The organism is Nocardia sp. NPDC050378, assembly GCF_040655675.1.
Lineage (GTDB): Bacteria > Actinomycetota > Actinomycetes > Mycobacteriales > Mycobacteriaceae > Nocardia > Nocardia coubleae.
The window spans coordinates 1-26,416 of record NZ_JBFAKI010000014.1 but is presented as its reverse complement, the minus strand read 5'-3'; the positions used below and the strand labels follow the sequence as shown (position 1 = coordinate 26,416).

Annotated in this window: 28 protein-coding genes; 10 read left to right on the top strand and 18 right to left on the bottom strand. The window is 68.6% G+C overall.

The features are described 5' to 3' along the window. Positions 1-8: 8 nt before the first annotated feature. The 4 genes from AB0I35_RS25230 to AB0I35_RS25215 form a co-directional block, all read right to left on the bottom strand. On the bottom strand, positions 9-2,153 hold the full coding sequence (locus AB0I35_RS25230; protein ID WP_357398753.1) for a 5-oxoprolinase/urea amidolyase family protein: 2,145 nt from the start codon (positions 2,151-2,153) through the stop codon (positions 9-11). Beyond that, positions 2,150-2,767 (bottom strand): urea amidolyase associated protein UAAP2, encoded by a 618-nt coding sequence (locus AB0I35_RS25225; protein WP_067485316.1) that lies wholly within the window; start codon positions 2,765-2,767, stop codon positions 2,150-2,152. Before AB0I35_RS25225 ends, AB0I35_RS25230 begins: the two co-directional genes overlap by 4 nt. Beyond that, positions 2,764-3,498 carry a DUF1989 domain-containing protein gene (locus AB0I35_RS25220; protein WP_357398812.1) on the bottom strand — a complete coding sequence of 245 codons (735 nt, stop codon included), beginning with the start codon at positions 3,496-3,498 and terminating at the stop codon, positions 2,764-2,766. Before AB0I35_RS25220 ends, AB0I35_RS25225 begins: the two co-directional genes overlap by 4 nt. 284 nt (positions 3,499-3,782) lie before the next feature. After that, positions 3,783-5,312, bottom strand: coding sequence for an amino acid permease (locus AB0I35_RS25215; protein ID WP_357398751.1), 1,530 nt, complete (start codon positions 5,310-5,312; stop codon positions 3,783-3,785). Between the two features lie 217 nt (positions 5,313-5,529). On the opposite strand from AB0I35_RS25215, the gene AB0I35_RS25210 reads away from it, so the two are divergent. Beyond that, positions 5,530-6,189: a helix-turn-helix domain-containing protein gene (locus tag AB0I35_RS25210; RefSeq protein WP_357398750.1), complete on the top strand. Its 660-nt coding sequence runs from the start codon at positions 5,530-5,532 to the stop codon at positions 6,187-6,189. 35 nt (positions 6,190-6,224) lie between these two features. Here the strand turns inward: AB0I35_RS25210 and AB0I35_RS25205 are convergent, their stop codons facing one another. After that, entirely contained in the window at positions 6,225-7,046 is an 822-nt protein-coding gene (locus AB0I35_RS25205; protein WP_357398749.1) for an alpha/beta hydrolase, read from the bottom strand. A gap of 121 nt (positions 7,047-7,167) precedes the next feature. On the opposite strand from AB0I35_RS25205, the gene AB0I35_RS25200 reads away from it, so the two are divergent. After that, on the top strand, positions 7,168-8,166 hold the full coding sequence (locus AB0I35_RS25200) for a DJ-1/PfpI family protein (RefSeq protein ID WP_357398748.1): 999 nt from the start codon (positions 7,168-7,170) through the stop codon (positions 8,164-8,166). Position 8,167: 1 nt separating this feature from the next. Here AB0I35_RS25200 and AB0I35_RS25195 read toward each other — a convergent pair whose 3' ends face one another. The 6 genes from AB0I35_RS25195 to AB0I35_RS25170 all read right to left on the bottom strand — a co-directional run bounded on the left by AB0I35_RS25195 (position 8,168) and on the right by AB0I35_RS25170 (position 12,370). Then, the gene (locus AB0I35_RS25195; protein WP_357398746.1) at positions 8,168-8,692 is read right to left on the bottom strand and encodes a PH domain-containing protein; all 525 of its coding nucleotides are present in this window, start codon (positions 8,690-8,692) and stop codon (positions 8,168-8,170) included. 56 nt (positions 8,693-8,748) lie between these two features. Beyond that, positions 8,749-9,546 (bottom strand): family 1 encapsulin nanocompartment shell protein, encoded by a 798-nt coding sequence (locus AB0I35_RS25190; protein ID WP_357148260.1) that lies wholly within the window; start codon positions 9,544-9,546, stop codon positions 8,749-8,751. Positions 9,547-9,560: 14 nt separating this feature from the next. Next, a complete protein-coding gene (locus AB0I35_RS25185) occupies positions 9,561-10,610 on the bottom strand; it encodes a Dyp-type peroxidase (protein WP_357398744.1) in 1,050 nt (349 codons plus the stop codon). Positions 10,611-10,644: 34 nt separating this feature from the next. After that, the gene (locus AB0I35_RS25180) at positions 10,645-10,971 is read right to left on the bottom strand and encodes a cupin domain-containing protein (protein ID WP_067485336.1); all 327 of its coding nucleotides are present in this window, start codon (positions 10,969-10,971) and stop codon (positions 10,645-10,647) included. A gap of 107 nt (positions 10,972-11,078) precedes the next feature. Then, positions 11,079-11,570: a dihydrofolate reductase gene (locus AB0I35_RS25175; RefSeq protein ID WP_357398742.1), complete on the bottom strand. Its 492-nt coding sequence runs from the start codon at positions 11,568-11,570 to the stop codon at positions 11,079-11,081. Beyond that, the gene (locus AB0I35_RS25170; RefSeq protein ID WP_067641800.1) at positions 11,567-12,370 is read right to left on the bottom strand and encodes a thymidylate synthase; all 804 of its coding nucleotides are present in this window, start codon (positions 12,368-12,370) and stop codon (positions 11,567-11,569) included. The genes AB0I35_RS25175 and AB0I35_RS25170 overlap by 4 nt, the downstream gene beginning before the upstream one ends. A 45-nt stretch (positions 12,371-12,415) precedes the next feature. Here AB0I35_RS25170 and cobF point away from each other — a divergent pair, with 45 nt between their 5' ends. Both cobF and AB0I35_RS25160 read left to right on the top strand, forming a co-directional pair. Beyond that, positions 12,416-13,156 carry a precorrin-6A synthase (deacetylating) gene (gene cobF, locus AB0I35_RS25165; RefSeq protein WP_357398740.1) on the top strand — a complete coding sequence of 247 codons (741 nt, stop codon included), beginning with the start codon at positions 12,416-12,418 and terminating at the stop codon, positions 13,154-13,156. Positions 13,157-13,170: 14 nt separating this feature from the next. Beyond that, positions 13,171-14,040 (top strand): DNA-formamidopyrimidine glycosylase family protein, encoded by an 870-nt coding sequence (locus tag AB0I35_RS25160; protein WP_357398739.1) that lies wholly within the window; start codon positions 13,171-13,173, stop codon positions 14,038-14,040. Here the strand turns inward: AB0I35_RS25160 and AB0I35_RS25155 are convergent, their stop codons facing one another. From AB0I35_RS25155 to AB0I35_RS25140, 4 genes are all read right to left on the bottom strand, one after another. Continuing rightward, positions 14,041-15,474, bottom strand: a complete 1,434-nt coding sequence (locus tag AB0I35_RS25155) for an NAD(P)/FAD-dependent oxidoreductase (protein ID WP_357398738.1) — start codon at positions 15,472-15,474, stop codon at positions 14,041-14,043. Continuing rightward, positions 15,471-15,716 (bottom strand): DUF2630 family protein, encoded by a 246-nt coding sequence (locus tag AB0I35_RS25150; protein ID WP_067485911.1) that lies wholly within the window; start codon positions 15,714-15,716, stop codon positions 15,471-15,473. The genes AB0I35_RS25155 and AB0I35_RS25150 overlap by 4 nt, the downstream gene beginning before the upstream one ends. Positions 15,717-15,787: 71 nt before the next feature. Beyond that, positions 15,788-16,783 (bottom strand): PLP-dependent aminotransferase family protein, encoded by a 996-nt coding sequence (locus AB0I35_RS25145; protein ID WP_357398737.1) that lies wholly within the window; start codon positions 16,781-16,783, stop codon positions 15,788-15,790. Beyond that, positions 16,746-17,168: a GntR family transcriptional regulator gene (locus AB0I35_RS25140; protein WP_357398736.1), complete on the bottom strand. Its 423-nt coding sequence runs from the start codon at positions 17,166-17,168 to the stop codon at positions 16,746-16,748. Before AB0I35_RS25140 ends, AB0I35_RS25145 begins: the two co-directional genes overlap by 38 nt. A gap of 79 nt (positions 17,169-17,247) precedes the next feature. On the opposite strand from AB0I35_RS25140, the gene AB0I35_RS25135 reads away from it, so the two are divergent. Continuing rightward, positions 17,248-17,937 carry a pyridoxamine 5'-phosphate oxidase family protein gene (locus tag AB0I35_RS25135; RefSeq protein WP_357398735.1) on the top strand — a complete coding sequence of 230 codons (690 nt, stop codon included), beginning with the start codon at positions 17,248-17,250 and terminating at the stop codon, positions 17,935-17,937. Between the two features lie 146 nt (positions 17,938-18,083). Beyond that, positions 18,084-18,773, top strand: coding sequence for a TetR/AcrR family transcriptional regulator C-terminal domain-containing protein (locus AB0I35_RS25130; protein WP_357398734.1), 690 nt, complete (start codon positions 18,084-18,086; stop codon positions 18,771-18,773). 29 nt (positions 18,774-18,802) lie between these two features. On the opposite strand, the gene AB0I35_RS25125 is transcribed toward AB0I35_RS25130, so the two are convergent. Both AB0I35_RS25125 and AB0I35_RS25120 read right to left on the bottom strand, forming a co-directional pair. After that, positions 18,803-20,083 carry a hypothetical protein gene (locus AB0I35_RS25125; RefSeq protein ID WP_357398733.1) on the bottom strand — a complete coding sequence of 427 codons (1,281 nt, stop codon included), beginning with the start codon at positions 20,081-20,083 and terminating at the stop codon, positions 18,803-18,805. Continuing rightward, positions 20,083-20,871 (bottom strand): crotonase/enoyl-CoA hydratase family protein, encoded by a 789-nt coding sequence (locus AB0I35_RS25120; RefSeq protein WP_357398732.1) that lies wholly within the window; start codon positions 20,869-20,871, stop codon positions 20,083-20,085. Before AB0I35_RS25120 ends, AB0I35_RS25125 begins: the two co-directional genes overlap by 1 nt. Positions 20,872-20,935: 64 nt before the next feature. Here AB0I35_RS25120 and AB0I35_RS25115 point away from each other — a divergent pair, with 64 nt between their 5' ends. The 4 genes from AB0I35_RS25115 (at position 20,936) to AB0I35_RS25100 (ending at position 24,689) form a co-directional block, all read left to right on the top strand. Further along, on the top strand, positions 20,936-21,541 hold the full coding sequence (locus AB0I35_RS25115) for a TetR/AcrR family transcriptional regulator (RefSeq protein ID WP_357398731.1): 606 nt from the start codon (positions 20,936-20,938) through the stop codon (positions 21,539-21,541). A gap of 17 nt (positions 21,542-21,558) precedes the next feature. Beyond that, entirely contained in the window at positions 21,559-23,187 is a 1,629-nt protein-coding gene (locus AB0I35_RS25110) for an acyl-CoA dehydrogenase family protein (RefSeq protein ID WP_357398730.1), read from the top strand. A 183-nt stretch (positions 23,188-23,370) separates the two neighbouring features. Continuing rightward, the gene (locus AB0I35_RS25105) at positions 23,371-24,030 is read left to right on the top strand and encodes a nucleoside/nucleotide kinase family protein (protein ID WP_357398728.1); all 660 of its coding nucleotides are present in this window, start codon (positions 23,371-23,373) and stop codon (positions 24,028-24,030) included. Between the two features lie 110 nt (positions 24,031-24,140). Beyond that, positions 24,141-24,689, top strand: a complete 549-nt coding sequence (locus AB0I35_RS25100; protein WP_357398726.1) for a potassium channel family protein — start codon at positions 24,141-24,143, stop codon at positions 24,687-24,689. Here the strand turns inward: AB0I35_RS25100 and pgi are convergent. Further along, positions 24,658-26,298 carry a glucose-6-phosphate isomerase gene (gene pgi / locus AB0I35_RS25095; RefSeq protein WP_357398725.1) on the bottom strand — a complete coding sequence of 547 codons (1,641 nt, stop codon included), beginning with the start codon at positions 26,296-26,298 and terminating at the stop codon, positions 24,658-24,660. The two genes, AB0I35_RS25100 and pgi, sit on opposite strands and share 32 nt — an antisense overlap. Positions 26,299-26,416: the final 118 nt, after the last annotated feature.

Below are 26,416 nucleotides of genomic sequence, written 5' to 3'. Positions count from 1 at the left end.
CCGCGCGCTCAGTCGGAGAGTTCCCCTGTGGTGCGCCAGGATTGGCGTTCTGTGGTGAAGGCTGCGGACTGGGTGGTGCGGAAGGTGGCGATGGAGTCGGCGTTGGTGGTGAGGAAGTCGCGGTAGTCGGCTAGGCGGAATTCGCCTGGTTCGGTGTGGATGTCGACATTGCCCGCGGCGAAGTCGGCGCGGAGGTCGAGGAGTTCTTCGGCGGAGACGGGGTGCCAGCGGATGCGGTCGAAGTAGCGGAGGAGCCAGGGGGTTTCGGCATCGGTGGCGAGGTGGTCCACACCGGGGCCCGCGGTGGTGGTCGGGTGGGCGCGGTGGTTCCAGACCTGGGTGGTCCGGCCGACGAACTGGTAGCCGCCGGGGCCCTCCATGCCGTAGATGCACAGGTAGGCGCCGCCGATGCCGACGGCGTTTTCGGGGGTCCAGGTGCGGGCGGGGTTGTATTTGGTGGTGACCAGGCGGTGGCGGGGGTCGGTGGGGGTGGCGACGGGGGCGCCGAGGTAGACGTCGCCCAGGCCGAGCACCAGGTATTCGGCGTCGAAGACGGTGCGGTACACGTCGTCGACGGAGGCGAGTCCGTTCATGCGGCGGATGAACTCGATGTTCCACGGGCACCAGGGGGCGTCGGCGCGGACGCCGTGCATGTAGCGGGTGATCGCGTCGCGGGTGGCCGGATCGTCCCAGGAGAGTGGGAGGTGAACGGTGCGGCTGGGGGCGATTAGTCGATCCGAGTTCGGCAGCTGCGCTTCGGCTTCGGTGAGCAGGTCGAGGAGCATCGGGATGGGAAGCAGAGCCGGGTCGACGCGGATCTGCAGCGAGCGGATGCCGGGGGTGAGTTCGAGGACACCGCGCGCGCCGAGGGCGATCAGGTGCTGGTGCAGGGCGTGTACGCGGGCCCGTAGGCCGAGATCGAGGGTGAGGGTGCCGTATTCGACGAGGACACCGTCGTCGCCCTGGCGGCGGTAGGTCACGCTGGTTTCGTCGTCGGCTTCGGTGCGGCGCAGGATGCCGTCGTCGCCGTCGCGTCCCGCCGAGACGACCGTGCCTATCGATGCACGCCGCTGCGGTCCCAAAGCTCGTGGGGGAGCGGCATGTTCGGATCGGATCGCGACGAAACGAACGGTGTCGCCCGGAGTGAGCTGGCCGAGTTTCCATCGGTCGGCGGCAACCACGGTCACCGGGCAGACGAAACCGCCGAGACTCGGCCCGTCGGGGCCGAGGAGGATGGGGGTGTCACCGGTGAAGTCGAGCGCGCCGATCGAGTAGGCGTTGTCGTGGATGTTCGACGGGTGCAGTCCCGCTTCGCCGCCGTCGGTGCGCGCCCACTCCGGTTTCGGGCCGATCAGGCGTACACCGGTGCGGTCGGAGTTGAAATGTACCTCGTAGTCGGTGCCGAGAATGGTGTCGAAGTCCCTGCGGGTGAAGAACTCCGGTGCGCCGTGCGGTCCTTCGGTGACGGCCAGTTCCCAGCGCTTGCCGAAGGCGGGGATGTCGGTCATGGGGACGGCGGCGGCCAGGCGGATTCTCGGCTCGCCCAGCCCGAGAGTGTCGTCGGCGCGCAGGGCAGCGCCGGTGCCGCCGCCGAACTTGCCGAGGGTGAACGTCGCCGCGCTACCGAGGAACTGCTCGACCTGGATACCGCCGGAAACCAGCACATAGGTGCGCATGCCGGGCCCACGGATCGCCCCGATGTCGAGCACGCCACCGGCGGGCACCTCTACCGTGCGCCATTGCTCGACCGGACGACCGTCGACCCGCACCTCGGCGACCGCTCCGGTGACACACACCCACGTCGCCGCACCGAACCGCAACGCGGGCCCGCCGAGCGTGCATTCCAGCCCGGCCGCCCCCTCGGCGTTGCCGAGCACCCGGTTACCGAGCCGGAACGAGAGGTCGTCCATCGGCCCAGAGGGCGGAACCCCGATGTGCCAGTAGCCGATTCGCCCGGGCCAGTCCTGCACGGTGGTCTGCATTCCGGGCCGGACGACCTCGATCCGTCGCTGGACGGACGGCTCCTGGTCTGCGGTGTCGGTGTCCGACGCGGGCGGCGACTTCGAGACCTGGATGGCATCGGCACCCGTGGTGGGGAAGAGGGCTTCGGTCGGGGCCGCGGTGACACTGGAATCTGTGAGGGTGCGGCTCATCGGGTCACCACCATTCGGACGGGAGTGGGATCGAATCCGTTGCACGGGTTGTTGATCTGCGGGCAGTTGGAGACCAGGACGAGGGTGTCGATCTCCGCGCGCAAGGTCACCTTCTTGCCCGGCGCCGACAGTCCGTCGACGATGCCGAGCGTGCCGTCCGCCTCCACGGGCACATTCATGAACCAGTTGATGTTGGACACCAGATCCCGCTTGCCGAGGCCCCATTCGAGGGCGGCGGTGAGGAAGTTCTCCACACAGGCGTGCTGGTGGCGGGTGTGGTGTCCGTAGCGGAGGGTGTTGGATTCCTGGGAGCAGGCGCCCGCGATGGTGTCGTGGTTACCGACCTCGTCGGCGACCACGGTCATCAGCGCGGTGCCGCGTTCGGTGCGCAGCACACTGCCGGTGGTGAGGAAGATATTGCGCTGGGCGGCGATGGTTGCCTGGGCGCTGTAGCGGTCGGTGTGGTCGGCAGCCGAGTACAGCAGGCAGTCGACGGCCTGGTTGCCGTGCAGGTCGATGATCTCGAGTTGCTCGCCGGCCCGGACGATCGCCGACCACGGCGCCCGCGCCGGAACAGTCTCGTCCAGGACGACGGTGCGGGTGGACGTTGTCATGCCGGAACCTCCGTGTGTTGTGCGGCCGCCCACGCGGCCTCGGTGTTCTCCACTGCCCGTCGGTACTCCGGGTCGTCGTTCGGGGAGTCGAAAGTGTCCGCGGCCCAGGCGATCAGATCGAGGTCGCCGGTAGGGCGATCGTCGAGCGGGTGGGCCGCATTGGCGACCAGCAGGGTCAGCGGAAGATGCACGAACAGGTCGATCGCCCCGCCCGCCGGGCCATTGCCGGTCGCCGCGAGGACGCCGTCGGCCCCCACCCGCACCCCACGGAACAAGGCGATCGACGGCCCGACATCGCGCGGCTCGAGCCCCTGCTTGGCCGCGGCCAGGTGCAGTTGGTGGCGGGCTTCGCCGGTCGGACCGCACAGGGCGTCGTGGTGCCCGGAGGTATCGGTGAGCACGGTGGCCAACACCCGCCCCTGATCCGACAACAGTGGATGACCGGCGCTCAAATACGCCTGCCACGGGACCTTCACGGTGTCGGCGACATTCAAGCGCTCCCAGGGCGATTCGGCGCGCAGCAGGAACAGGTGCGCGCACGTTGCCCCGGCGGGGTCGGACAAGCGAAGCCTGGTTTCGCGGCCGAGGACGACATTCGCATAGCCGCCGGACGGAATACGCAGCGCCAGAGTCGGTTCGACGCCCGGCGGTATCTCCGGGCGGGCGATCGTGGCCGCCGCAGCCTGGGCCCGCGCGTGGGCTCGCGCGCCGTCGGTGGATCCGGTCGCTATCGCGATTTCCTCCGTAAGAGCGGGAGTGGGTGCGGTGTCCTGAGTCCGCGCGGCGTCTGCGGATGGGGTAGCCGTCATCAGGATCTCCTCCGTACATGCAGGCCGAGACTTCTCGGCAAAACGGTTGATCGACTGGGTGATTCGTCGACCTCTGCACCGCAGCGACCGGGTCGCGGCGGCCACCAGGCAGGTCTGAGGTGCTGGTCGGTTGATCACCACGCTCTGGTGGCGTCGGCTTCTCGGGCGATGCCGCCACCAGAGCGTGGTGATCTTGATCCACGCGCTCAGGCGGGAGCTGGTGCGACCGCCGGTTCGACCGCCTCGGATTTGGTGACCACGACCCGGTACACCACCGCGCCGACGGCGAGAATCACGCCGACCGACAGCGGCCCCGCCCACAACTGCCACCAGCTACCACCGGTCGGCGTGTACACCTCGGGTCGCGGCCAGGCCAGGTTGATCACCATCGCGATGCCCCACACCACCGCCAGCGCGTTGACCGGAACGCCCCAGCGGCCGAGGGTGAACAGCGTCGCGTCCTCGGGTGCGGGCAAACCCTTGATCCGCCGCACCAGCAGCGGCACCGTGACCAGCAGATACGCCAGATACAGGCTCACGATGCACACACTGGCCAGCGTGGCGAAAATGGCCGGGTTGCCCAGGTTCAGCACCAGCAGCCCGATGCCGAGCGCACCGATCACCACGGCGGGCCACACGGGCGTACCGAACCTCGGATGCACGGTGGAAAGGGCCTTGGCGAAGGGCAGCTTGCCGTCACGTGCCATCGAGAAGATCAACCGCGACCCGGCCGTCTGAATCGCGAGCGTGCACACGATCACCGCCACCGCGACACAGCCGAGCAGCACCGACCCGGCGGGACTGTCGAGCTTGGCCATGATGACGTAAGCCAGTCCGCCGGACGCCAACTCGCCGTCGGTGAGACTCGGCGCCGCCATCAGCGCGCCCAACAGCATGAGCCCACCGCCGAGCGCCGACACCGACAGCGCGAGCAGAATCGTGCGCGGGGCGACCCGGCGTGGATTCTTCGTCTCCTCGGAAAGCTCACCGGCGGAGTCGAATCCGACCATCACGTACGCCGCCATCAGGCCCGAGATCAGGAACGCCGCCCAGAACGGACCGGGCGCGGCCTGATCGGTCTGCAACACTACGGCCGGACCGCGTTCGGAGCCCGCGAAGAACAGCCCGATGATGGCGAGCACACCGACGATCTCGATGGTGACCCCGATCGAGTTGATCCGCGCCATCAGATCGATCCCGATCACATTGACGGTGGTGGTGATCACGAGGAGCACGCTGCCCAGCAGCACCGCGTTCATCGCGCCGTCGCGTGAGGTGAGCGCGGTGTCGGAGCCGATGATCTGGAAACCGCTCCAGATCGTCGGCAGCACCACCTGCAGGGCGATGGCGGCGGCCGCCGCGGTGACCACCTGGGCGATCACCATCATCCAGCCGGCGAACCAGCCGACCAGGCCACCGGCCAACCGGCGCGACCACTGATAGATGCAGCCCGAGATCGGGTACCGCGCGGCGAGCTCGGCGAAGTTCAGGGCGACGAGGAACTGTCCGGCGAAAACCAGCGGCCACGTCCAGAAGAACGCGGCACCGCCGAACGAATAGCCGAAACCGAAGAACTGGAAGATGGTGGTGAGGATGGAGACGAACGAGAAGCCCGCCGCGAAGGACGCGTAGCGCCCGAGCTTGCGGTGCAGGACGGGTTCGTAGCCGAATCGGGCGAGGTCGGCGCCGTCGCGCGCGGCGTCGGGCGGGGCTGGGGTGGCGAGCGTCGTGGCCATATCGGAGTCCTTCGGCGGTGCGGCCAATATCTATCAGTCGATAGTTTTGCGCTCGCGATCGCTCGAACGGTGTCGGGCGTGTATCGACTCCGAGGCGTGCCGTAACTTCTGTGTTGCCTGCGTTTCTGTCGAGTGACAGAAATTGAACGAGCCCGCATCGGACCTGGTGAGGTGCCCATCGCGGGACCGGTGACGCATCGGTGACACAATCGACGACGTGGCAAACCTCGGACCCGGGCGTCCCCGGCTGGAACAGCGCCGTCGGCGCGGGACGACGCCGCGCGCGGAAATCCTCGACGCCGCGGCGGAGCTGTTCACCACCAAGGGGTATGCCAACACCTCCACCCGCGCGGTCGCCGACGCGGTCGGGATCCGGCAGGCCTCGCTGTATCACCACTTCGCGGCCAAGGACGACATCCTCGACGCACTGCTCGCCGAAACCGTCGCGGGGCCGGTGGAATTGGCGCAAGAGCTGCACGCCGAGCCCGAGGACGCCACGACCAAGCTCTACGCGCTCGCCCTGTTCGATGTGCGCCAACTGCGCGGCGCGCGCTGGAATCTCGGCGCCCTGTACCTGCTGCCGGAACTGCGCACCGAACGATTCGTCGCCTTCCGTCGCCGCCGCGACGAACTGCGCGAACACTACGAGCGTCTCGCCGCCGAATCCTGCGCTGCGGCAGGGCAATCCGACGACGCGCGGATTCTGCCGTTCCGGCTGGTGGAGACGGTGATCGCGATCAGGTCCGACGAAGGGGCCGCGGGCGAGGAGGCCGAGCGCGTCATCCCGGACGCGATCGTGCGCATCGTCGGTCACCAGGGTGGGATGGATGCGGTGCGAGCCGCGGCTGACGCACTGCTCGACCGTCTGTCGGACTGAGTGACCGGCGCGGCGCGAGGCCGCGCCGGAAACCCTCAGCCCTTGATGAACGCGAGGATGTCGCTGATGAGCTCCTGCTGGTAGGAACCGAAAATGCCGTGCGGCGCACCGGGGTACACCTTCAGCGTGCCGTCTTTCACCAGCTCGATCGACTTGTGCGCCGAATTCGCGATCGGCACGATCTGATCGTCGTCACCGTGCGCGATGAGGATCGGTACCTCGAGTGCCCGCAGGTCCTCGGTGAAATCGGTCGCCGAGAACGCGGCGACACACTCGTAGGCGGCCTGGATACCGGCGAGCATGCCCTGCCGCCAGAAGTCGTCCACGGCGCCCTTGGACACGGCCGCACCCTCGCGGTTGAAGCCGAAGAACGACGGGGCCAACTCCTGGTAGAAGTTGGACCGGTCGGCCAGCACCCCCGCGCGGATGTTGTCGAACACCGACATGGGCAGACCGTCGGGGTAGGCCTCGGTGGCCACCATGATCGGCGGCACCGCACCGATGGTGACGACCTTGGCGACCCGGTCCCGGCCGTGCCGGGCCGCGTAGCGCACGGCCTCGCCGCCGCCCGTCGAATGCCCGACGACGATCACGTCACGCAGATCGAGCGACTCGATCAGTTCGGCGAGATCACGCGCGTAGGTGTCCATGTCGTTGCCCTGCCACGGCTGCGCGGAGCGGCCGTGTCCGCGCCGGTCGTGGGCGATGACGCGAAAGCCCGCGTCGGCGAAGGTCTTCCGCTCGAGCGCCCAGGCGTCGGAGCTCAGCGGCCAGCCGTGGCTGAAGACGACGGGCTGCCCGGTGCCCCAGTCGGAGAAGTAGATCTCGGTGCCGTCGGATGTCGTGAAATAAGGCATGGCGATCCTGTCGAACGAGGGGGATGGATAGGTTGCTCATAGTTGTCGAGCGCAGGTGGGCTGTCGCCTACCGGAACGGCCGCGAATCCCGCTATTTCGGACGAACAGTAGATTCGTGGCTATGTCTGCAGCCCCGGATCGACCACGTCACAACGCATCTACTGGGACACGGCGTATCGGGTTTCTCCTGTTCGACGGGGTGAAGGCACTCGATTACGTCGGCCCGGCCGAGGTGTTCGTCGAGGCCAATCAGTTCGCCGATGCCTACGAGATCGTTCTGCTCTCACCCACCGGCGCGCCCGTGCAAACCTCGGTAGGCGGGGGAGTTGCTGTGGACGCGGCGGCCGCCGATGTGCTCGCGCTCGACACGCTGGTCGTGCCGGGCAGCGAGGTGCGACCAGCGCAGTTCGTCCGTCCTGAACTACTCGAGGCGGCGCGTGTCCTCGCCGCGCGGAGCAGGCGGGTGGTGTCGATCTGCAGCGGTGCGTTCGTGCTCGCCGAATTCGGGCTGCTGGACGGGCGCGGCGCGACAACCCACTGGAAGTTCGCCCCCGAGCTGGCCCGCCGGTATCCGCGCGTACAGGTGCTGGCAGATCAGATCTTCGTCCGCGAGGCCGATATCGCGACTTCGGCAGGCGTCGCCGCGGGCATCGACCTCGCGCTCGCGCTGGTCGCCGAGGATCTCGGCAGCGCCGTGGCCCGCCGAGTCGCCCAGGGTCTGCTGGTCTACCTCCAGCGATCCGGTGGGCAGGCACAGTTCTCGACCCCGTTGCGCGCGGTTGCGCTGCCGCCGGGCCCGGTGCGCGCGGTGACGGACCTGATCGCCGACGATCCGTCACGACGCCACAGCGTGCGGGAACTCGCCCGCCACGTGAACGTGAGCCCACGCCACCTCACCCGGCTCTTCACCGAGGAGGTCGGGCTCAGCCCGGCCGAATACGCGGCCAACATGCGCTTCGATCTGGCCCGCGCCCAGCTCGAGGCGGGCAGCTCGGTGCGACGGGCCGCCGCCGACGCGGGCTTCACCAGCCCCGAGGCGTTGCGTCGCACCTTCGTCGCGCGGCTCGGTGTGTCGCCGTCGGACTACCGGCGGCGGTTCACCTCGGGGCTCAGCGCCTGAGTCAGCGGGAGGTCGGCGGGGCGATCTGCCAGTGCTCGTTGAGGGCGGCGGCGATCCCGGGCAGCACCGTGATTGGAATCCGCTTGGCCCGCAACATCTCCCGGATCTCGGTCACCTGTTCCCGCTTGCGCATGTCGTAGGCGCCCGAGACCGGGCCAAGGACCGGTGGGATCGACAGCAACACGAGTTCGTCGCCGTTCTCGGCGAGGTCGAGGGCCAGTGCCCAGCGGCCGCGCTCGTCGAGGGTGAATCGACCGGCCACCACCCGGTCCCACGGCACCGTGGCCGACCGGAACGGGGTCCGCACGTAGATACCGTGCTCGGTGAGCTCGACGACATCGCGGACGAACAGCGCGACACCCGCCGCCACACCGCCGACGGCGCCGACCAGCAGGCCGGTCACCACCCGGTTGGCGCCGAACATCGCCACCATCAGCCCGGCGATTCCGATGGTGACCAGCAGCCCGATCAGGCAGTAGAACAGGCTCCTGCTCGCGGGCACGACCCCGGCACGCACGTCGGCCATGCGGACCTCCCTCTCACGATTCGTGGCCAACCCTAGCGCCGGTCACGCGATCGGGCTCACGACCCGAGCGATACCGCTGCTTCGGAGGTCTCGACCAGGAAGGTGAAGGTTTCCTGGAAGTACAGCTGGACGGTCTCGGCGTCGTGGCTGAGGTAACCGATCGACAGGTCCTGACCGATGGCCAGTTCGAAGTCGCCGCCGCGGGTGGTGAGGGCGAATCCGCCGGTGATGGCCGGTGCCCAGATGATCTCGCCGTCGATGAGCCGTTCGATGTGGGTGCGGATCGGGTGGCCGTGGTCGGAGGTTTCGCTGACCTTGGTGTAGAGGTCGGCGCTGAGCAGGACCGAGTAGGGTCCCTGGACACCGGCCAGACGCAGCCCGGTGAGGGCGCGCGAGATGGCGTCGGGGATGTCGACCACATTGCTCGGTAGCGTGATCGGGGTGCAGGAGGCGGCGGCGCGGATGCCGGTGATGCCCGCGGCGGCGTAGCCCTCGAAGATCGCGCGGTCTTCGGCGAAGGCGATCTTCTGGGCGGCGTCTTTGAGGTTGTCGAGGTCGGCGTCGGGGGCGCCGCGTTCGATGTCGTCGAGTTCGGAGCGCTTCAACGTGAAGGGCACCCGGAGTTCCACGAGCGGCTGCACCACGCGCTGGTGTGCCTGCACACCGTCGTCGGGGGAGTCGATCGGGGTGAGCCTGCCGCGGTTGAGCGCCGAATAGCCGACGCCGTGCGGGCCCGAGACATCGACGACCCGGCGTCCGGCGATATTGCGCTTGAACGTGCGGGTGGCCTCCTCCTCGATCTCGGCCCAGGCCTCGTCGGTGATCGGCGCGAGTTCGCGATGCAGGTTGTTCATTCGGATACTCCTTTTCATCGAGTTTTCATCGAGCCGATGGCGAGGGCGCCGTCGGAACCCGCTGCGGAGGTATTTGCCCGTTCCACCGGAATTATCTCGGGCAACGGTCCGGATTCCGCCTCGTCGGCGATGTTCGCGGGCGCGTCGGGCAGATCGTCGAGGAAATCGACGGTCGGGGTGAAGAACAGGGTGCCGGTGACCGCGATGGAGAAGTCGAGGATTCGGTCGTAGGCGGCTTCCTCGGTGCCGAGGAACATGCGCTCGAGCATCCGCTCGGTGACGCTCGGGGTGGCGGCGTAGGCGACGTAGTAGGTGCCGAACTCGCCGTCTGCGACCGAGCCGAAAGGCATGTTGGCACGGACGATCTGGCGCTCGGTGCCGTCGTCGTCGACGATGGTGTTCACCGCCACATGCGAGTCGGCGGGCTTCACATCGTCGGGCAGTTCGTAGTCGCCGAGCTTGGTACGCCCGATCACCCGCTCCTGCTCCTCGATCGACAGGGCGTTCCACTGGTCGAGCGGGTGGGTGTACTTCTGCACGATCACGTAACTGCCCCCGGTGAATTCGGGGTCCTCGGCACCGATCAGGGCCGCGGCGGCCGCAGCACCACCCTCGGGGTTCTCCGTGCCGTCGACGAAGCCGAGCAGGTCGCGCTGCTCGAAGTAGCGGAACCCGACCACCTCGTCGACGACCGTCGCCGCACCACGCAACCGTTCGGCGATCACCATGCCCAATTCGAAGCACGGACCCTGGGTTTCGGCGCGGATGTGGAAAAGCAGGTCGCCGGGGGTGGCCGGTGCGCTGTGCACCGGACCGTTGTATCCCGGGAACTCGTGCAGCTCAGCCGGTTTGGGTCCGGTGAACAGGCGGTCCCACGCGGCGGAACCGATCGAGGTGATGCAACTCAGGCCCTCGCCGGGCACCCGGAATCCGACCGATCGCCGTAATCCGTTGATATCGGCGAGCACATCGCGCACCACCGATTCGCCGCCCTCGTCGATGGTGACGACGAGGAAGAGCGCGGCAGGCGACAGTGGATCGAGAATCGGTTGTGGCTCACCCATGGCGTCCAGAGTACGACGCCGTACCGACAGGTACTTATTTGGCGACAGTGAGCAGGAAGGTCACGTCGTCGATGGCTTTGACGCTGTGGCGGGCGCGCGGAACCACGATCAGATCGCCTGCCGAGCCCTTCCACTCGTCGGTGCCCGCGATCAGTACGAGCGTGCCGGTGAGGACCTGGATCGTCGCGTCGCCGGCATTGTCGTGTTCGGCCAGGCTCTGCCCTTCGGCCAGCGCGACGACGGTCTGGCGCAGGGCGTGGGTGTGGCCGCCGATGAGGGTTTGCGAACTCCGACCACTCGTCGAGGTGGCCGCCAGCTTCAACTGTTGACGGGCCACCGCGGTCAGCGATTTCTTGTCCATGGGAACGCGCCTTTCGCAGGCTTCTCGCGGGCAGGTCTTCGCCTGGGAGTATGCCCGACATCACACCCGCGCCCGGGCGTTTTGCCGCGACCGTTAGCGACGTGTTGTCACTGCCGCACGTAGTGCCGAATGCGGTAGCGCAGGCCGTTTTCGGCGGTGCGCCACGGGGTATCCGGTGCCTGCCATTCCGGGCCGATGACCGGGGCGAAAGCATCGCCTGCCACCGTGGTGTCGACCTCGGTGACCAGCAGCGTGGTCGCCAGCGGCAGCGCCTGGCGGTAGATCTCGCCACCACCCGCGATCCAGGTGTCGGCGGTGCCGGTCATGGCCAGCGCGTCGGGCAGCGAGGCGGCGCGTTCGGCGCCCTCGGCGGCCCAGTCGGACTGGCGGGTGACGACGATATTGCGTCGACCGGCCAGCGGCCGGAAGGCGGCGGGCAGCGAGTCCCAGGTGCGCCTGCCCATGATCACCGGGTGACCGGTGGTCGTCTCCCGGAAATTGGCCATGTCCTCGGGCAGCCGCCACGGGATGGTGTTGTCGACGCCGATCACACCGTCGTTGGCCTGCGCCCAGATCAGGCCGATCATGCGCTCGCTCACACCGCCACCGGCGCCTTGATGGCCGGGTGGTGCTGGTACCCGGACAGTTCGATGTCGTCGTAGGCGTAGTCGAACAGGCTGGTGGCCGGGCGCAGGTGCAGGGTGGGGAAGGGGTAGGGCTCGCGGGTGAGCTGCTCGCGCACCTGGTCGACGTGGTTGTCGTAGATGTGTACGTCGCCACCGGTCCAGATGAACTCGCCCGGCTCCAGCTCGGTCTGCTGGGCGACCATCAGGGTGAGCAGCGCGTAGCTGGCGATATTGAACGGCACACCGAGGAACAGGTCGGCGCTGCGCTGGTACAGCTGGCACGACAGCTTGCCGTCGGCGACATAGAACTGGAAGAAGGCGTGGCAGGGGGCGAGCGCCATCTTGTCCAGGTCGGCCACGTTCCACGCCGACACGATCATCCGGCGCGAATCCGGGTCGGTGCGCAGGGTGTGCAGGACCTGGGCGATCTGGTCGATGTGGGTGCCGTCGGGTGTCGGCCAGGAACGCCACTGCACGCCGTACACCGGGCCGAGCTCGCCGTCCGCATCCGCCCACTCGTCCCAGATGGTGACGCCGTGCTCGCGCAGCCACGACACATTGGAGTCGCCGCGCAGGAACCACAGCAACTCGTAGACGATGGATTTCAGGTGCACCCGCTTGGTGGTGATCAGCGGAAACGCCTCGGCCAGGTCGTAGCGCAGTTGATGGCCGAAGATGCTTCGGGTGCCGGTGCCGGTCCGATCGGCTTTCGGCGTGCCGTGTTCGAGCACGCGCCGGAGCAGATCTTCGTACTGCGTATCAGGGGTGGCCACGCCTGCCGATTCTACTGCGGTGCGCACCTGGCAAGCTCTGCGCGTATGCGCAAGCTCTACGTGATCGGTATCGGTGCCGGTGACCCCGACCAGGTGACGATGCAGGCAGTCAAGGCCATGCGGCGGGCCGAGGCGTTCTTCGTGATCGGCAAGGGCGCCGAGAAGCAGGAACTCGTCGATGTGCGCACCGCGATCCTGCGCGAATACGTCGACGGCCCGCACCGGGTGCTCGAGATCGCCGATCCGCCCCGCGACCGCGCACCCGCCGACTACACCGGTGTGGTGCAGGACTGGCACGAACGGCGCGCGGTGCTGCTGGAAGAGGCCTTCGAGCAGGTGGACGGCGACGGCGCGATCCTGGTCTGGGGCGATCCGGCCCTCTACGACAGCACCCTGCGCATGGTGGAGCGGGTGCTCGACCGCAGGCGGGTTCGGTTCGATTACGAGGTGATTCCCGGCGTCACCAGCGTCGCGGCTCTGGCTGCCGCCCACCGGGTGGTGCTGCACCGCATCGGTGAACCTGTGCACATCACCACCGGGCGCAAACTGCGCGAAGAAGGCCTCGGCCCGGGTTCGACGGTGGTGATGCTCGACGGCGAATGCTCGTTCACCGAGGTGCCCGGCGACGATATCCACATCTGGTGGGGCGCCTATCTCGGTATGCCCGACGAGATATTGATCGAAGGCAATGTGCGCGAGGTGGAGAAATCCATTCTCGAACGTCGTACGCGAGCGCGCGCCGAAAAGGGCTGGATCATGGACGTCTACCTGTTGCGTCCCGAATAGCTAGACTGACCTTTGTGCCCGAGTTACCCGAGGTAGAGGCGTTGGCGCAGTTCCTCCGGGATCATGCGGTCGGTGCGGTGGTCGGTCGCGTCGACGTGGCCGCGTTGAGTGCGGTGAAGACATTCGATCCGCCGGTGACCGCACTGTCCGGCCGGGACGTGACCGGCGCGGGCCGGTGGGGCAAGTTTCTCGGCATGGATTGTGGTGGGCTGTGGCTGATCACCCACCTGTCACGTGGCGGCTGGCTGCGATGGGTCGACGAACCGAACCCGTTGCCGCCCAAGCCCGGCGGTAAGAGCCCGCTCGCCTTGCGCGTGCATTTCTTCACTCCCGAAGGCGCGACACCCGCCATCGACCTCACCGAGGCGGGAACCAAGAAACGCCTCGCGGTGTATGTCGTGGAGGACCCGCAGTCGGTTCCGGGCATCGCCCGGCTCGGTCCCGACGCGCTCGCGGTGACCGAGGACGAATTCGCGGCCCTGCTGCGCGGCACATCGCAACGCATCAAGACCGCACTGGTGGATCAGACCCTGCTGGCCGGGATCGGTGATGCCTATTCCGACGAGATACTGCACACCGCGCGCATCTCGCCGTTCGCCAATACGAAAACGATGCCTTCGGAAACCGTTTCACAGTTGTACGCGGCGATGCGTTCGGTATTGCTCGATGCCGTCGACCGTTCGACCGGGCAGGACGCGGCCCGGTTGAAGGGGGAGAAGCGATCCGGCATGCGGGTGCACGCCAGGACCGGGCAGCCGTGTCCAGTGTGTGGCGACACGGTACGCGAGGTGTCCTACGCGGAGCGCTCTTTTCAGTACTGCCCGACCTGTCAGACCGGCGGCAAGGTGCTCGCCGACCGGCGGATGTCGCGGTTGCTCAAGTAGTCAGCGGTCCCGCCAGGTTTCCAGCAGCCGTAACCAGAATTCGCTGACCGCGGGAAACGCGGGTACCGCGTGCCACAGGGTGTCCAGGGGCACCCGTCCGACCACCGCGATGGTGGCGGCGTGCAATTGTTCGCCCATGTCGGGGCCGACGAAAGTGGCGCCGAGAAGGCGGTTTTCGGTGGTATCGACGACGATCTTCGCGCGGCCGTGAAAATCGTCGCGCGACAATGCGGAACCGGCTACCGAGATATCCATTTCGACGGTGTCGACCGCATATCCCGCCTTACGGGCCTGCTGCTCGGTGAGGCCGATGGCGGCGAGTTCCGGTGCGGTGTAGACGACTTGGGGAATCTGCTCGTGGTCGGCGCTCGCGGTGTAGCGGCTCTTGTCCAGCGCCGTTCCCTGTGCGCGGGCGGCGATGACATCCCCGCACACGCGGGCCTGGTATTTGCCCATATGTGTCAGTGCCGCACGGCGGTTCACATCGCCCACCGCGTACAGCCATTCACCGGGGACATCGCGGACAGTCAGGTGATCGTCGACGTCGAGATAGCCTGCCGACAGGCCGACGGTATCCAGGCCGAGGTCGTCGGTCGCGGGTGCGCGACCGGTCGCGACGACCAACTCGTCGGCCTCGAGCTCACCGTTGTCGAGCACCAGCGTGACCGGACCGCCGTGGATGCGGCCGACCCCGGTGTCGGCGGGGTCGCGGCGCGACACCATCAGCGCCTCGGCGTTCAGGCGAACCTCGACGCCCTTGTCACGCAGACCTCGCAGCACCAGATCGGCGGCGAAGGGTTCCACCCGTGGCAGCAGTCGGTCACCGCGCACCAGCATGGTCACCTCGGCCGCGCCCAGTTCGATCAGCCAGGTCGCCGTCTCGCACGCGACGACACCGCCGCCGATGATCGCGACCCGGCGCGGTACGACCGTCAGGTTCGTGGCGTCGCGCGAAATCCAGGGCAGGGCATCGCGCAGACCGGGAGTGTCGGGAATCGCGGCTGTTGTTCCGGTCGCGATCACGACGGCGTGCCTGGCGCGCAGTTCCCGCACCCCCGCGTCGGTGTGCACTTCGACCCGCCGCTCCCCGGCGAGCCTGGCCGCACCGCGTACCGGGTCGATGCGCGCCGATTTCGCCCAGTCGACCTGGGAGGTGTCGTCGCGGTGGTGGACGAAGGTGTCGCGACGGGCCAGCACATCGGCCACCTCGGGGCCGCTCGCCGTCAGCCCGGGCAACCCGGCGGCGAGATCGAGCACGGCGCCTGTGCGCAGCAGTGTCTTGCTGGGTATGCACGCCCAGTAGCTGCATTCGCCGCCGAACAGTTCCCGTTCCACGAGCGCGGCGGTGCGGTCGCTACCCGCGATGGCGTACGCGGCGGCGTTCTCGCCCGCCGGGCCGCCACCGATCACGATGACGTCGTACTCGTCGGTCACTGCAAGTAACCCTCGACCTCACGGGGCGAGCGCATCTGGGTGTCTTCGGGAGAGGCGTCGGCGCCTGCGCGGGCGCGGCGCTGGCGCAGCAGATCCCAGGCCTGGTCGAGCATCACTTCCAGCTGGGCGAGCTGCTTGCGCTCGCTGACCGGGTCGATCTCGCCCGCCGTCGCCTTGGACCGCAGTTCGTGTTCTTCGTCGACCAGCTGCTTGATCTTGGCCAGGATGTCCTGATCGGTCATGTGCTCACCACTTCGATTCTCGGAGGGGTAGTGCCGGGCGAACCGCGACCCGCGCGGGGTCGTGGTCCATGCTACGACCGCCCGGTGACATGGGCGGCGAGACAGTCGGCCGCGATCGGGACGGCCCGGGCCAATTCGGTGCTGGTCAGGGCCGTGTAGCCGAGGGCGACACCGAACTTGTGCGGCGTGGCGAGGTGGTGGCGGGCCAACCCGTCGAGCAGAACTCCGCGGCTTCGGGCGGCATCGACCGCGGCGGCCTCGGCGGCGGCGTCGGGTAGTTCCACGACCACATGCGACCCGGCGTCGTCACCGAGGACCGGCAGGCCGCGGTCGGCGAGTTCACCGACGAGCAGGGCGCGCCGGGGCGGAACCACCCGGCGCAGGCGACGCAGATGCCGGGCGAGGTCGCCGTTGCGGGCGAATTCGGCGAGCACCAGTTGGCCGGCCGGGCTCGGTGAACTGCCGATGCGGGCGCGGTGTGCGAGGACGGCCTCGGTGATGTCAGGACGAGCGACGAGCCAGCCGACACCGAGGGTGGGGGCGATGATCTTGCTCGTGGTGCCGAGGTGGACCACCACGTCCGGCGCCATCGCCGCCAACAGGGGCAAGGGTGCCGTGTCGTAGCGCAATTCGCCGTCGTAGTCGTCCTCGATGACCAGAGTGCCGGTGCTGCGGGCGAATTCGACCAGTTCCACCCGGCGTCCGGCGGGCATCCGCGCGCCCATCGGGAACTGGTGTGCCGGTGTGCAGTACACGGCACGGACACCCGGCGGAATGCGGTCGACACACAGCCCGTGCGCGTCGACGGGCACCGGGAGCACCGTCATTCCCGCGGCCTGGAACGCGCCGACCGCGCGCAGATAGCCGGGGTCTTCGATGGCCACGGTGTCGCCGGGACGGAGCAGGGCCGCGGCGAGTTCGCCGACGGCGGTGCTCGTGCCCGCGGTCGCCAGTACCACCGACGCCGCGCCCGCGGCCAGTCCGCGATGCCGGAGCAGATGCTCGGCGACGGCATCGCGATAGCCGGGCTCACCCGCTCGATCCTTGGGCCTCGGGTGCGCGGTCACCGGCCGAGCGCCACGCGCGACGCCACGCCGCGCGGTCGAGGGCCTCGATGCACGGTGCGCCCGCGGCGAGGTCGAGCAGGGCCGGTTCGTCCTCGATGCCCTGCATCGCGACGGTACTCGGCGGTGCTGTCGCGGGGGCGGTGCTCAGGTAGGTGCCGGACCCGCGCCGACCGGTGAGCCAGCCCTCGGCGTGCAATTGGTCGTAGGCGGCGGCGATCACGGCCCGGCTCACTCCCAGCCGTTGCGCGAGGGTGCGCGAGGGCGGGAGCCGGTCGCCGACGCGCAGGACGCGGGTGGTCGCGGCGGTGCGCAGGGCATCGGCTACCTGCACCGACAGGGGCTCGGTGGCGGAGCGGTCGAGCGGGATCGGGAAGTCGTCGAGCATCGCCCACCTCTGATTGGACTGTCATTCCCGCATCGAATTGGACCTGTGCGAGGGCCAATCGTGCGGCGATGCTCATCGTATGAGCACGCACACCAGAACGCCGCTGTCCCCGACCCCGCGCACCACGGTGACCCGAGCCAAGGAACGCGCCCGCAGCGACCGGGCCGAACTGGACGCGGTGCTCGACGCGGGGCTGATCTGTCACCTCGGAGTGGTGCTCGGTGGTTCGCCGGTGGTGCTGCCGACCGTGTACGGCCGCGCGGGCGACACGATCTACCTGCACGGTTCCACCGGCGCGGGCAATATGCGCGCCGCCATCGGCACCGATATCAGCATCGCGGTGACCCATGTCGACGGCCTGATCTATGCCCGCTCCGCGATGCACTTCTCGATGAACTACCGGTCGGCGGTGGTGCGCGGGCGGGCCGGACTGGTCACCGACGAGGACGAACGCCGCGAAGCGCTGCGGGTGATCGTCGAGCATGCGGCGCCCGGATCCTGGGACCGGGTCCGCCCGCCGAGTCGCAAGGAGATGGCGGCCACGATGGTGCTGGCTCTCGACCTCACCGAGGCGTCGGTGAAAGTCCGGACCGGCGGGCCTAAGGACGACGAGGACGATGTCGCCGCAGGTGGGGTGTGGGCCGGGGAGCTCCCGCTGCGGCAGGTATGGGGTGCGCCGGTGCCGTCGGCGGACCTGGAACCGGGGATCGCGGTGCCCGCCGAGGTGGTGGATCGGGCGGATTCGGCGACGCCGGTCGCGCTGCGATAGGGAAGGGGTCGACGTTCCGCAGACCGCTGCGCACGGCCGCCGGGACCGGGTGATTCGATCAGGTCGCGCAGTGCGGCGACCCAGTCGTGCCATTCGCTCGTCGTGGCACCTCGGTGGGCGGGTGCGCGCTCGGTACAGTCCGGCCTATGCCGTCGAGTCCGCTCAGCGGGGGCGAGCCGCCCGAACAGTTGTCGTGCACCGAGGACCGGGTGGTGGACGCGGCCTTGGCAGTGCTCGACGAGGGTGGGGCGGGTGCGCTCACGGTCGAGGCGGTGGCCGCGCGACTCGGCGTCGACCCGGCCGCGCTGGCTTGCGATCGGAGCGGACTGGAACGGGCCGCCATCGAACGCGTGCTCTCGACGGTGCGGCTCGGGCCGCTCTACGACCGGGGTGTCGAGTGGGTCTCGGCGGTGATCCAGTTGGCACTGAGTATGCGGTCGCGGCTGTGGGAGCATCCGGCGGTCGCGGTACTGATGATGTCGGGTCCGCACGACGGTCCGGCGGCGGACGGGCCCGCCGCACGCGATATCGAGGAGGCGTTGTTCGCCTGCTTCGCGCGCGGCGGCCTGCATACGCAGATGCGGGCGCGCGGGGTCTACGCGGTGCTCGTCTATATCCTCGGTTCCACGGCGCTCGATATCGCGGAGACCGGCGGAATACCGCCGCTGCCGGCTGATTCGGAACGGATCGCGCGGCGGCGCGAGCAGCTCAGGGAGCTGGATGTGGATCGCTGGACGCGTACCGCCGCGCATGTGGACGAGATCGCGGCGTGGACCTCCGTCGACCAATTCGTGTGGGGGCTGAGGGTTCTGCTCGTCGGTATGACGGCGAATTGAGTCGCCGCAACCCCGGGGTCACGGCGATCTCACCAGGGCTCTGCGGACAACCTGGCCTTCGACAGCACACGATTCGCTGCCGCGCTGAGTGTTTCGTGGGTATCCGAGCCGACCAGTGCCAGCGTGTAGGTGTCGGCCAGACGGGAGAGGTAACCGCAGAGGCGAGTACGTGGAAAAACCGTGATGCCCGGATGGATGGCGCGGGCGGCCACGCGGGTGCATTCATGCGGGCCGACGGTACGCAGGGCGTCGGGCATCGTGCCGATATTGGAGCACAGGATGTCGCGCTCGCCAGCGCCTTTGCTCAGTGCGTAGGCCAGGCGGTCGGGGATCACCTGCAGGATTTCCTCGGGCAACCCGGCGGGCGCCGACATCCGGCGTAGATAGGCGTCGCGGGCTTGGACGCGAATGGTCGCCGGGGTGTCGGCACGGTCGATCCGGATCTCGGTCACGGCGAGATCGTTGTCCACGCGTGGTTCGTCGCGGGTATCCACCGGCAGGCTCGCGGTGATGGTGTCGTCACCGAAGCCGTTCTCCCACAGGATATTCGCGACCAGGTAGATGAACAGACTGTTCGGCGTGCCACCGGCTGCTGCCGCGACGGAATCCCATTGTCGCGCGTCGAAAGCCAGCAGGGAGCTGCGGACGGTGCGCCCTGGAGCCACCGAGAAAACGGTGGTCTCGGGCGGTCTGGGAACTCCGTTGCGCAGTGCGCGCGCGGTCCCACCGAGCACCGTGGCCCACTGCGCCCGAGCATCGGCCCAGTCCGAACGGGCCGCGTCCGCGGACCGTTCGCGGCGCGGGTGGTGTGCGGTGGAGGCGACCGCGGTCGACGGGGGTTCCGTAGACGCGCCGTTCAGTGATCGCAAGGCCAGCGCGACGGCGTGGATCAGTCCCCGCGCGTCGGCAAGGGCATGCGAACAGGTCAGGGCGACAACGGTTCCACCGCCTGCCAGAGGTGCCGCCGACAACCGCCAACCGGGGAAGAACTCGGGATCGAGGTCGGCGCCGAGCGTATCGGCCCACGGCAGGATTTCCCCCTCACGCAGGGGAGCAGGGTGGGCATCGGACGCGAGATAGTCGAGCGGGTGGGCGCGGACGGTGGGTTGCCAGGCACGGCGGGCGCCGGGGACGCGGGCGCGGACAACTCTGCGGCCGAGCTGACCATGACTCAGCTCGCGGTGGATCTGTCGCAGCAGAGCCTGATCCATCGTGTCCGGCGTTCGCCACAGTCCCTGCAGGGCGATCGGCGTGCCCATTCTTCGATGGGTACGCAGGAAGATCTCGTCGACGACGGTCAGGCGGTCCATTACGACGTGGAGGCGGCGCCGTGCCTGCCCGCGCCCGCGGCGAAGCGGGCCGCACCCTGGAGCGCACCGTCGGCGAGAGCCTTGACACCGTGCGCGAATTCGATGCGCAGCGCCTCGTCTTCGGAATGACCGACCTGGTCGTACACGGATTCGCGGTCGGAACGCAGGCAGGTCTGTGGGAGCGCCGCGAGTTGCGCGGCCAGCTCCTCGGCCACCCGGCGCGCATCCCCGGTGGGAACCACACGGGTGACCAGCCCGATCTGCAACGCTTCGGGCGCGCTCACCGGCCGACCGGTGAGAATCATGTCCAGCGCCCGGCCCTCGCCGACGATGCGTGGCAGACGCACCGTGCCGCCGTCGATGAGCGGCACACCCCAGCGGCGGCAGAACACCCCGAACACAGCATCCTGCTCGGCCACGCGCAGGTCGCACCACAGCGCCAGCTCGAGCCCACCGGCTACCGCGTGCCCGGAGACCGCCGCGATCACCGGTTTGGACAGCCGCATCCTGGTGGGACCCATCGGTCCGTCACCGTCGGGCCTCGCCTGGTTGCTGCGCTCGGTGCCGAGCGACTTCAGATCCGCGCCCGCGCAGAACGTGCCGTGCTCGCCCCACAGCACCGCCACCGAGGCGGTCGGGTCGGCGTCGAACGCGCGGAAAGCCTCCGCCAGGGCGCGGGCCGTCGGCCCGTCGACGGCGTTGCGGGCGTGGGGACGGTTCAGGACCACCGTGGTGACCGGCCCCGCCTTCTCGACACGCACCGAATCGGATGCGGGACCTGAGCTCATAGCTTGACCATACGACGAAACCCACCCTTGTGTGAAGAGGTGAATCGGTGGTTCACTTCTTCGTATGGTGTACCGGAGGACGCCCGCCGTGCAGGCCCGGCTCGACGCGCAACGTGCGCTGATCGTGCAGGGTGCGACGGCCGTGCTCTCGCGCGACGGGTTCGCCGGCTTGTCGATGGCCGCGGTGGCCGCCGAGGCGGGTATCGCTACCGGCACGGTGTACAAGCAGTTCGAGAACAAGGCCGCGCTGGTGTCGGCCGTGTTCGAGAAGGTGGTCGCCCGCGAGGTCGCCGCGGTGCGCGCGGCGGTCGCCGAGGGTGACGTGATGCAGCGGGTCAGCGCGGCCGTGGAGACCTTCGCCGGGCGTGCGCTCAAGAATCCGCGACTCGCCTACGTATTGCTGGCCGAACCCGTCGACGCCGCCGTCGACGTGCAACGCCTGGAATTCCGCCGCGCCTTCACCGCCTCGTTCGAAGCGGCCATCACGCACGGCGTCGCCGAAGGCGCACTGCCACCGCAGGATTCGCACCTGTCCGCGGCCGCGCTCGTCGGCGCCATCGGCGAGGTGCTGGTCGGCCCCCTCGCCACGGCCCCGCCCGCCGAGTCGGTCGTTCCCGGCCTGGTCGCTTTCGCCGTTCGCGCGCTCGGTGCGCGCCCGGAATCGTTGTAGCCCTAAGGAGTTCCGCCGTGATCACCCATGACGTGTTCAATCAGGTACCACCGCTCGTCCCCTTCGACGCCTCGCGCAATCCCGCGCTCATCGAGGGCCTGCACCGGGAAGGTGCGGGTTGGGCCGAGGCCGAGGTACGTGAACTCGGTGCTCTCGCAGGTGGGTTCGCCGCACAGGAGTGGGGCAGGCTGGCCAACGATTACCCGCCGGTGCTGCACACCCACGACCGGTGGGGACACCGCGTCGACGAGGTCGAGTTCCATCCGCACTGGCACGACCTGATGAATGTGGCGGTCACGCACGGCCTGCACGGCTCGCCGTGGCTCGACGAGCGCCCCGGCGCGCACACCGCCCGCGCGGCCAAGTTCTACACCTGGGGTGTGGCCGACGCCGGGCACATGTGTCCCATCTCGATGACCTACGCGGTGGTGCCCGCGCTGCGCCACAACCCCGAACTCGCCGCCCGCTTCGAGCCGCTGCTCGGCTCGCGCACTTACGATTTCGGGTTACGTGAGCCCTCGTCGAAAGCGGGGTTGATCGCGGGCATGTCGATGACCGAGAAGCAGGGCGGCTCGGACGTGCGCGCCAACACCACCACCGCCACGCCGCAATCGGACGGGTCGTACCGCATCGTCGGGCACAAGTGGTTCACCTCGGCGCCCATGTCGGACATGTTCCTCACCCTCGCGCAGGCGCCGGGCGGGCTGTCGTGCTTCCTGCTGCCGCGCGTGCTGCCCGACGGCACCCGCAACCCGATCCGGATCCAGCGGCTCAAGGACAAGCTCGGCAACAAGTCGAACGCCTCCTCGGAGATCGAATACGAGAACGCCACCGGGTGGCTCGTCGGCGCCGAAGGTGCCGGAGTGAAGACGATCATCGAGATGGTCAACATGACCCGCCTCGACTGCGTGATCGGCTCGGCCACCGGCATGCGGGTCGGTGCGGTCACCGCCGTGCATCACGCCAGGCATCGAGAAGCGTTCGGCGCGAAGCTGATCGACCAGCCCGCCATGCGCAACGTGCTGGCCGACCTGATCGTCGAATCCGACGCGGCGACCACCGTGATGATGCGTCTGGCCGGGGCCACCGACCGCGCGGGCAGCGACCCGGCCGAGGCGGCGCTGCGCCGGATCGCGCTGGCCATCACCAAGTACTGGGTGTGCAAGCGGGCGCCCGCGCACGCCGCCGAAGCGCTGGAATGCCTCGGCGGCAACGGGTATGCCGAGGAATCGGGGATGCCGCGCCTGTACCGGGAGGCGCCGCTCATGTCGATCTGGGAGGGGTCGGGCAATGTGGCGGCGCTGGACGCCCTGCGCGCCATGGGGCGTCAGCCGGAGACCGTCGAAGCCTACTTCGCCGAGGTCGGCCTGGCTCGTGGCGTGGACCCGCGTCTCGACGACGCCATCGACCGGGTCGGCAAGGAACTCACCGACCTGTCCGATATCGAGTACCGGGCGCGCCGGGTGGTCGAGTTGATGGCGCTGGTGTTGCAGGGAGCGCAGTTGGTACGCCACGGTCATCCGGCCGTCGCCGACGCGTTCTGCGCGACGCGGCTGAGCGGCGACTGGGGGATCGCCTACGGCACCCTGCCGGTGGGTGTCGATACCGGCGCGATTCTCGAACGAGGATTCGTCGATACACACTGAGCCGGCTTCGCGCGGTGCCGTTCGCCCTGAGCCGAGGGCGACGTGCGTGTCTTCGCCGGCGGTTCGGTCGGGTGCCTGCACCCAGCCGCCGTGAAAGGGGGCATCATGCCGCCGCGGGGACCGGGAATCCTGTGGCCCGGCCGATTCCTTCGTGGACGATCCAGGTGACGGTACCGTGATCGCGTGGCTCGAGCGGACGATGTGTTGACGGCAGGCGACCTCACCGGGTTGGTGCCGACGCGCGCGGACCGGTTTCTCCTCGGTATCGCCGGCCCGCCGGGAGCCGGTAAATCGACTCTCGCGCAACGTCTTTGCCACGAGCTGAATCGTCTCGGGCGCAGTGCGGTCGTTGCGCCGATGGACGGTTATCACCTGCGCAACGACGTGCTGAGAGCCAGGGGGGCGCTGGCCCGCAAAGGCGAGCCCGACACCTTCGACGCGGCCGCGTTCGTCACCGGCCTTCGCCTGCTCCGGGAAACACCCGTCGGCGAACCGGTGCCGTGGCCGCTGTTCGACCGGGCCGTCGACGAACCGACCGAGGGCGGTGTCGTGGTGCGCGACGAGCGCGTGGTCGTCGTCGAGGGGAACTACCTGCTGCTCACCGACGCACCGGGTTGGGCGCCGGTACGCGGACTGCTCGACGAATGCTGGTATCTCGACGCGCCACGGCAGGTGCTCACCGAACGCCTGCTCGACCGGCACACCGCAGGCGGGCGCACCCGGGATGAGGCGCGGGTGAAAGTGATGGACAGCGACCTGCGCAATGCCGACCTCATCGCCGCCACCCGAAGCCGCGCGGATCGCGTCCTGATCGCGACGGGCCGTGGCTACGCCCTGGCCTGACCGCCGCTGAACCTCTCGGCTGCGCTCGGTCCGCCGTGGTGCCCGTTGCGGCGCGGCACGCCGGGCGTGTGCCGCGCGGAAAGCGGCGGACTCGGCGCGATCATGGACTGATGAAGCGACGAGTCCCCGTGCACGCGGTCCGCAACGGCGCGGCAGCGGTCTGCGCGTTGCTGCTGTACTACAGCGTCCCGGTGGGGTGGGTGTTCGAACTCGACGCGTGGCCGGGGCAGGTCCTCGGGGTGGTCGTCTTCGCCGCGAGCGTCGCCGGACTCGGCTGGCTCGTGTGGCAGCGGATCGAGCACCTCCTCGAGGAGTCGACCGCGTTGGGGGAACGGGTCGACGGGGTGCTGCTCGTGCTGTGCATCGTGTGCGTGGTGTTCGCCCTCGTCTACTACCGCATGCAGCAGCTACACCCGAACCAGTTCACCGGGCTCGAGACCCGAACCGACGCACTGTATTACACGCTCGTCACCCTCGGGACCATCGGTTACGGCGACATCCACGCCACCGGCCAGGCCGCCCGCATCGTGACCATGGTGCAGATCGTGTTCGACCTGGTGGTGCTCGGCACCCTGCTCGCCATCGTCACCACCAGCGTCACCAGTCGGATCCGCGCCGCGAACGAAGTCAGCGCCGCCGCGCGCGATACCACTCGATGAGCGAGTCGGTCGACGAGTCACCCACCGACTCGGGCTTTTCCGGCCCGCTCAGCAACGGCATCAGGGCCAGCGCCTGCTGCTTGCCCAGCTCCACACCCCACTGATCGAAACTGTCGATGCCCCAGATGATCCCCTCGACGAACACCTGGTGCTCGTACAGCGCGATCAGCTGACCCATCGTCGACGGTGTGAGCTCCGGCGCCATGATCGTGGTGCTCGGCCGATTGCCGGGCATCACCTTGTGCGGCACCAGCTTCGGATCGGTGCCCTCGGCCGCGATCTCCTCGGCGGTCTTGCCGAACGCGAGCACTTTGGTCTGCGCCAACAGGTTGCTCATCAGGATGTCGTGCATGCTGCCGGTGCCGTCGCGGGTCGGCAGGTCGTCGGTCGACCGGGCGAAACCGACGAAATCGGCCGGAATCAGCCGGGTGCCCTGGTGCAGCAGCTGATAGAAGGCGTGCTGGCCGTTGGTACCCGGCTCACCCCAGAAGATCTCGCCCGTCGACGACGTGACCGCAGTGCCGTCGGCGCGCACCGATTTGCCGTTGGACTCCATCGTCAACTGCTGCAGATACGCGGGGAACCGCGCCATATCGTTCGAGTACGGCAGCACCACACGCGATTCCGCACCGAAGAAGTTCGAATACCAGACGCCGAGCATCGCCAGCAGCACAGGACCGTTCGACTCCAACGGCGCCGCCGCGAAATGCCGGTCCACGGCGTGCATTCCGCTGAGGAACTCGCCGAACCGTTCCTTGCCGATGGTCACCATCACCGAGAGACCGATCGCCGAATCCACCGAGTAGCGGCCGCCGACCCAATCCCAGAAACCGAACATGTGCGCGGTGTCGATACCGAAAGCCGCCACCCGCTCCGCGTTCGTCGACACCGCGACGAAATGCTTGGCCACCGCGTCCTCACCGAGCGCCGCGACCAGCCAGCGCCGCGCCGCGGTCGCATTGGTGAGCGTCTCCAAGGTGGAGAACGTCTTCGACGCGACGATGAAGAGCGTGCGCGCCGGATCGAGACCCGCCAGCTTGGACACCAGATCGGCCGGGTCGACATTCGACACGAACCGGGCCTCGATCTCCGGATCGGCATAGTGGCGCAACGCGCGATACACCATGTCCGGCCCCAGATCCGAGCCACCGATACCGATATTGACCACCGTGGTGATGCGCTCACCGGTCGCCCCGCGCCACGCACCCGAGCGCACCGAATCGGCGAACTCACCCATCCGGCGCAGCACGTCGTGCACGGCGGCATCGGCGTCGGTCCCGTCGATGTCGAGCTGCTCGCCCACCGGCAGACGCAACGCGATATGCCCCACCGCGCGGTCCTCGGAGGTGTTGATGTGCTTGCCGGAATACATCTCGTCGCGGCGCTGCGGCACCCCGGCCGCGCGCGCGAGATCCACCAGCAGGCGCAAGGTTTCGCGGGTCACGCGATGTTTGCTGTAGTCGATGTGCAGATCGGCGACCTGCACGGTCAACTCCCGCCCGCGCGCCGGATCCTCGGCGAACAACTGCCGCAGATGCAGGGGTGCGACAGTGCGGTGATTGGTTTGCAGTGCCTGCCAGGCCGCCGACGCGGTGATGTCGCTGCTCACCCGCCCGAGACTACTGTGTTTGTGGAGCGCTGGCGCGCTCGAGTCGGCGGCCCCGCAAGTCCCGACGATCAGGCGCCGTTGCTTGCTCCTTCGTCGCCTACCTTGGGCCCAGCGGTAT

Excerpts from the sequence above, each read along its gene's own strand:
- AB0I35_RS25125 (WP_357398733.1), bottom strand. The coding sequence starts at position 20,083 with ATGGACCGCCTGACCGTCGTCGACGAGATCTTCCTGCGTACCCATCGA.
- AB0I35_RS25115 (WP_357398731.1), top strand. The coding sequence starts at position 20,936 with ATGGTGTACCGGAGGACGCCCGCCGTGCAGGCCCGGCTCGACGCGCAA.
- AB0I35_RS25200 (WP_357398748.1), top strand. The coding sequence starts at position 7,168 with ATGTCTGCAGCCCCGGATCGACCACGTCACAACGCATCTACTGGGACA.
- AB0I35_RS25215 (WP_357398751.1), bottom strand. The coding sequence starts at position 5,312 with ATGGCCACGACGCTCGCCACCCCAGCCCCGCCCGACGCCGCGCGCGAC.
- AB0I35_RS25100 (WP_357398726.1), top strand. The coding sequence starts at position 24,141 with ATGAAGCGACGAGTCCCCGTGCACGCGGTCCGCAACGGCGCGGCAGCG.
- AB0I35_RS25150 (WP_067485911.1), bottom strand. The coding sequence starts at position 15,716 with ATGACCGATCAGGACATCCTGGCCAAGATCAAGCAGCTGGTCGACGAA.
- AB0I35_RS25130 (WP_357398734.1), top strand. The coding sequence starts at position 18,084 with ATGCCGTCGAGTCCGCTCAGCGGGGGCGAGCCGCCCGAACAGTTGTCG.
- AB0I35_RS25140 (WP_357398736.1), bottom strand. The coding sequence starts at position 17,168 with ATGCTCGACGACTTCCCGATCCCGCTCGACCGCTCCGCCACCGAGCCC.
- AB0I35_RS25185 (WP_357398744.1), bottom strand. The coding sequence starts at position 10,610 with ATGGGTGAGCCACAACCGATTCTCGATCCACTGTCGCCTGCCGCGCTC.
- AB0I35_RS25225 (WP_067485316.1), bottom strand. The coding sequence starts at position 2,767 with ATGACAACGTCCACCCGCACCGTCGTCCTGGACGAGACTGTTCCGGCG.
- AB0I35_RS25205 (WP_357398749.1), bottom strand. The coding sequence starts at position 7,046 with ATGCCTTATTTCACGACATCCGACGGCACCGAGATCTACTTCTCCGAC.
- AB0I35_RS25180 (WP_067485336.1), bottom strand. The coding sequence starts at position 10,971 with ATGGACAAGAAATCGCTGACCGCGGTGGCCCGTCAACAGTTGAAGCTG.
- AB0I35_RS25195 (WP_357398746.1), bottom strand. The coding sequence starts at position 8,692 with ATGGCCGACGTGCGTGCCGGGGTCGTGCCCGCGAGCAGGAGCCTGTTC.
- AB0I35_RS25230 (WP_357398753.1), bottom strand. The coding sequence starts at position 2,153 with ATGAGCCGCACCCTCACAGATTCCAGTGTCACCGCGGCCCCGACCGAA.
- AB0I35_RS25135 (WP_357398735.1), top strand. The coding sequence starts at position 17,248 with ATGAGCACGCACACCAGAACGCCGCTGTCCCCGACCCCGCGCACCACG.
- cobF (WP_357398740.1), top strand. The coding sequence starts at position 12,416 with ATGCGCAAGCTCTACGTGATCGGTATCGGTGCCGGTGACCCCGACCAG.
- AB0I35_RS25120 (WP_357398732.1), bottom strand. The coding sequence starts at position 20,871 with ATGAGCTCAGGTCCCGCATCCGATTCGGTGCGTGTCGAGAAGGCGGGG.
- AB0I35_RS25190 (WP_357148260.1), bottom strand. The coding sequence starts at position 9,546 with ATGAACAACCTGCATCGCGAACTCGCGCCGATCACCGACGAGGCCTGG.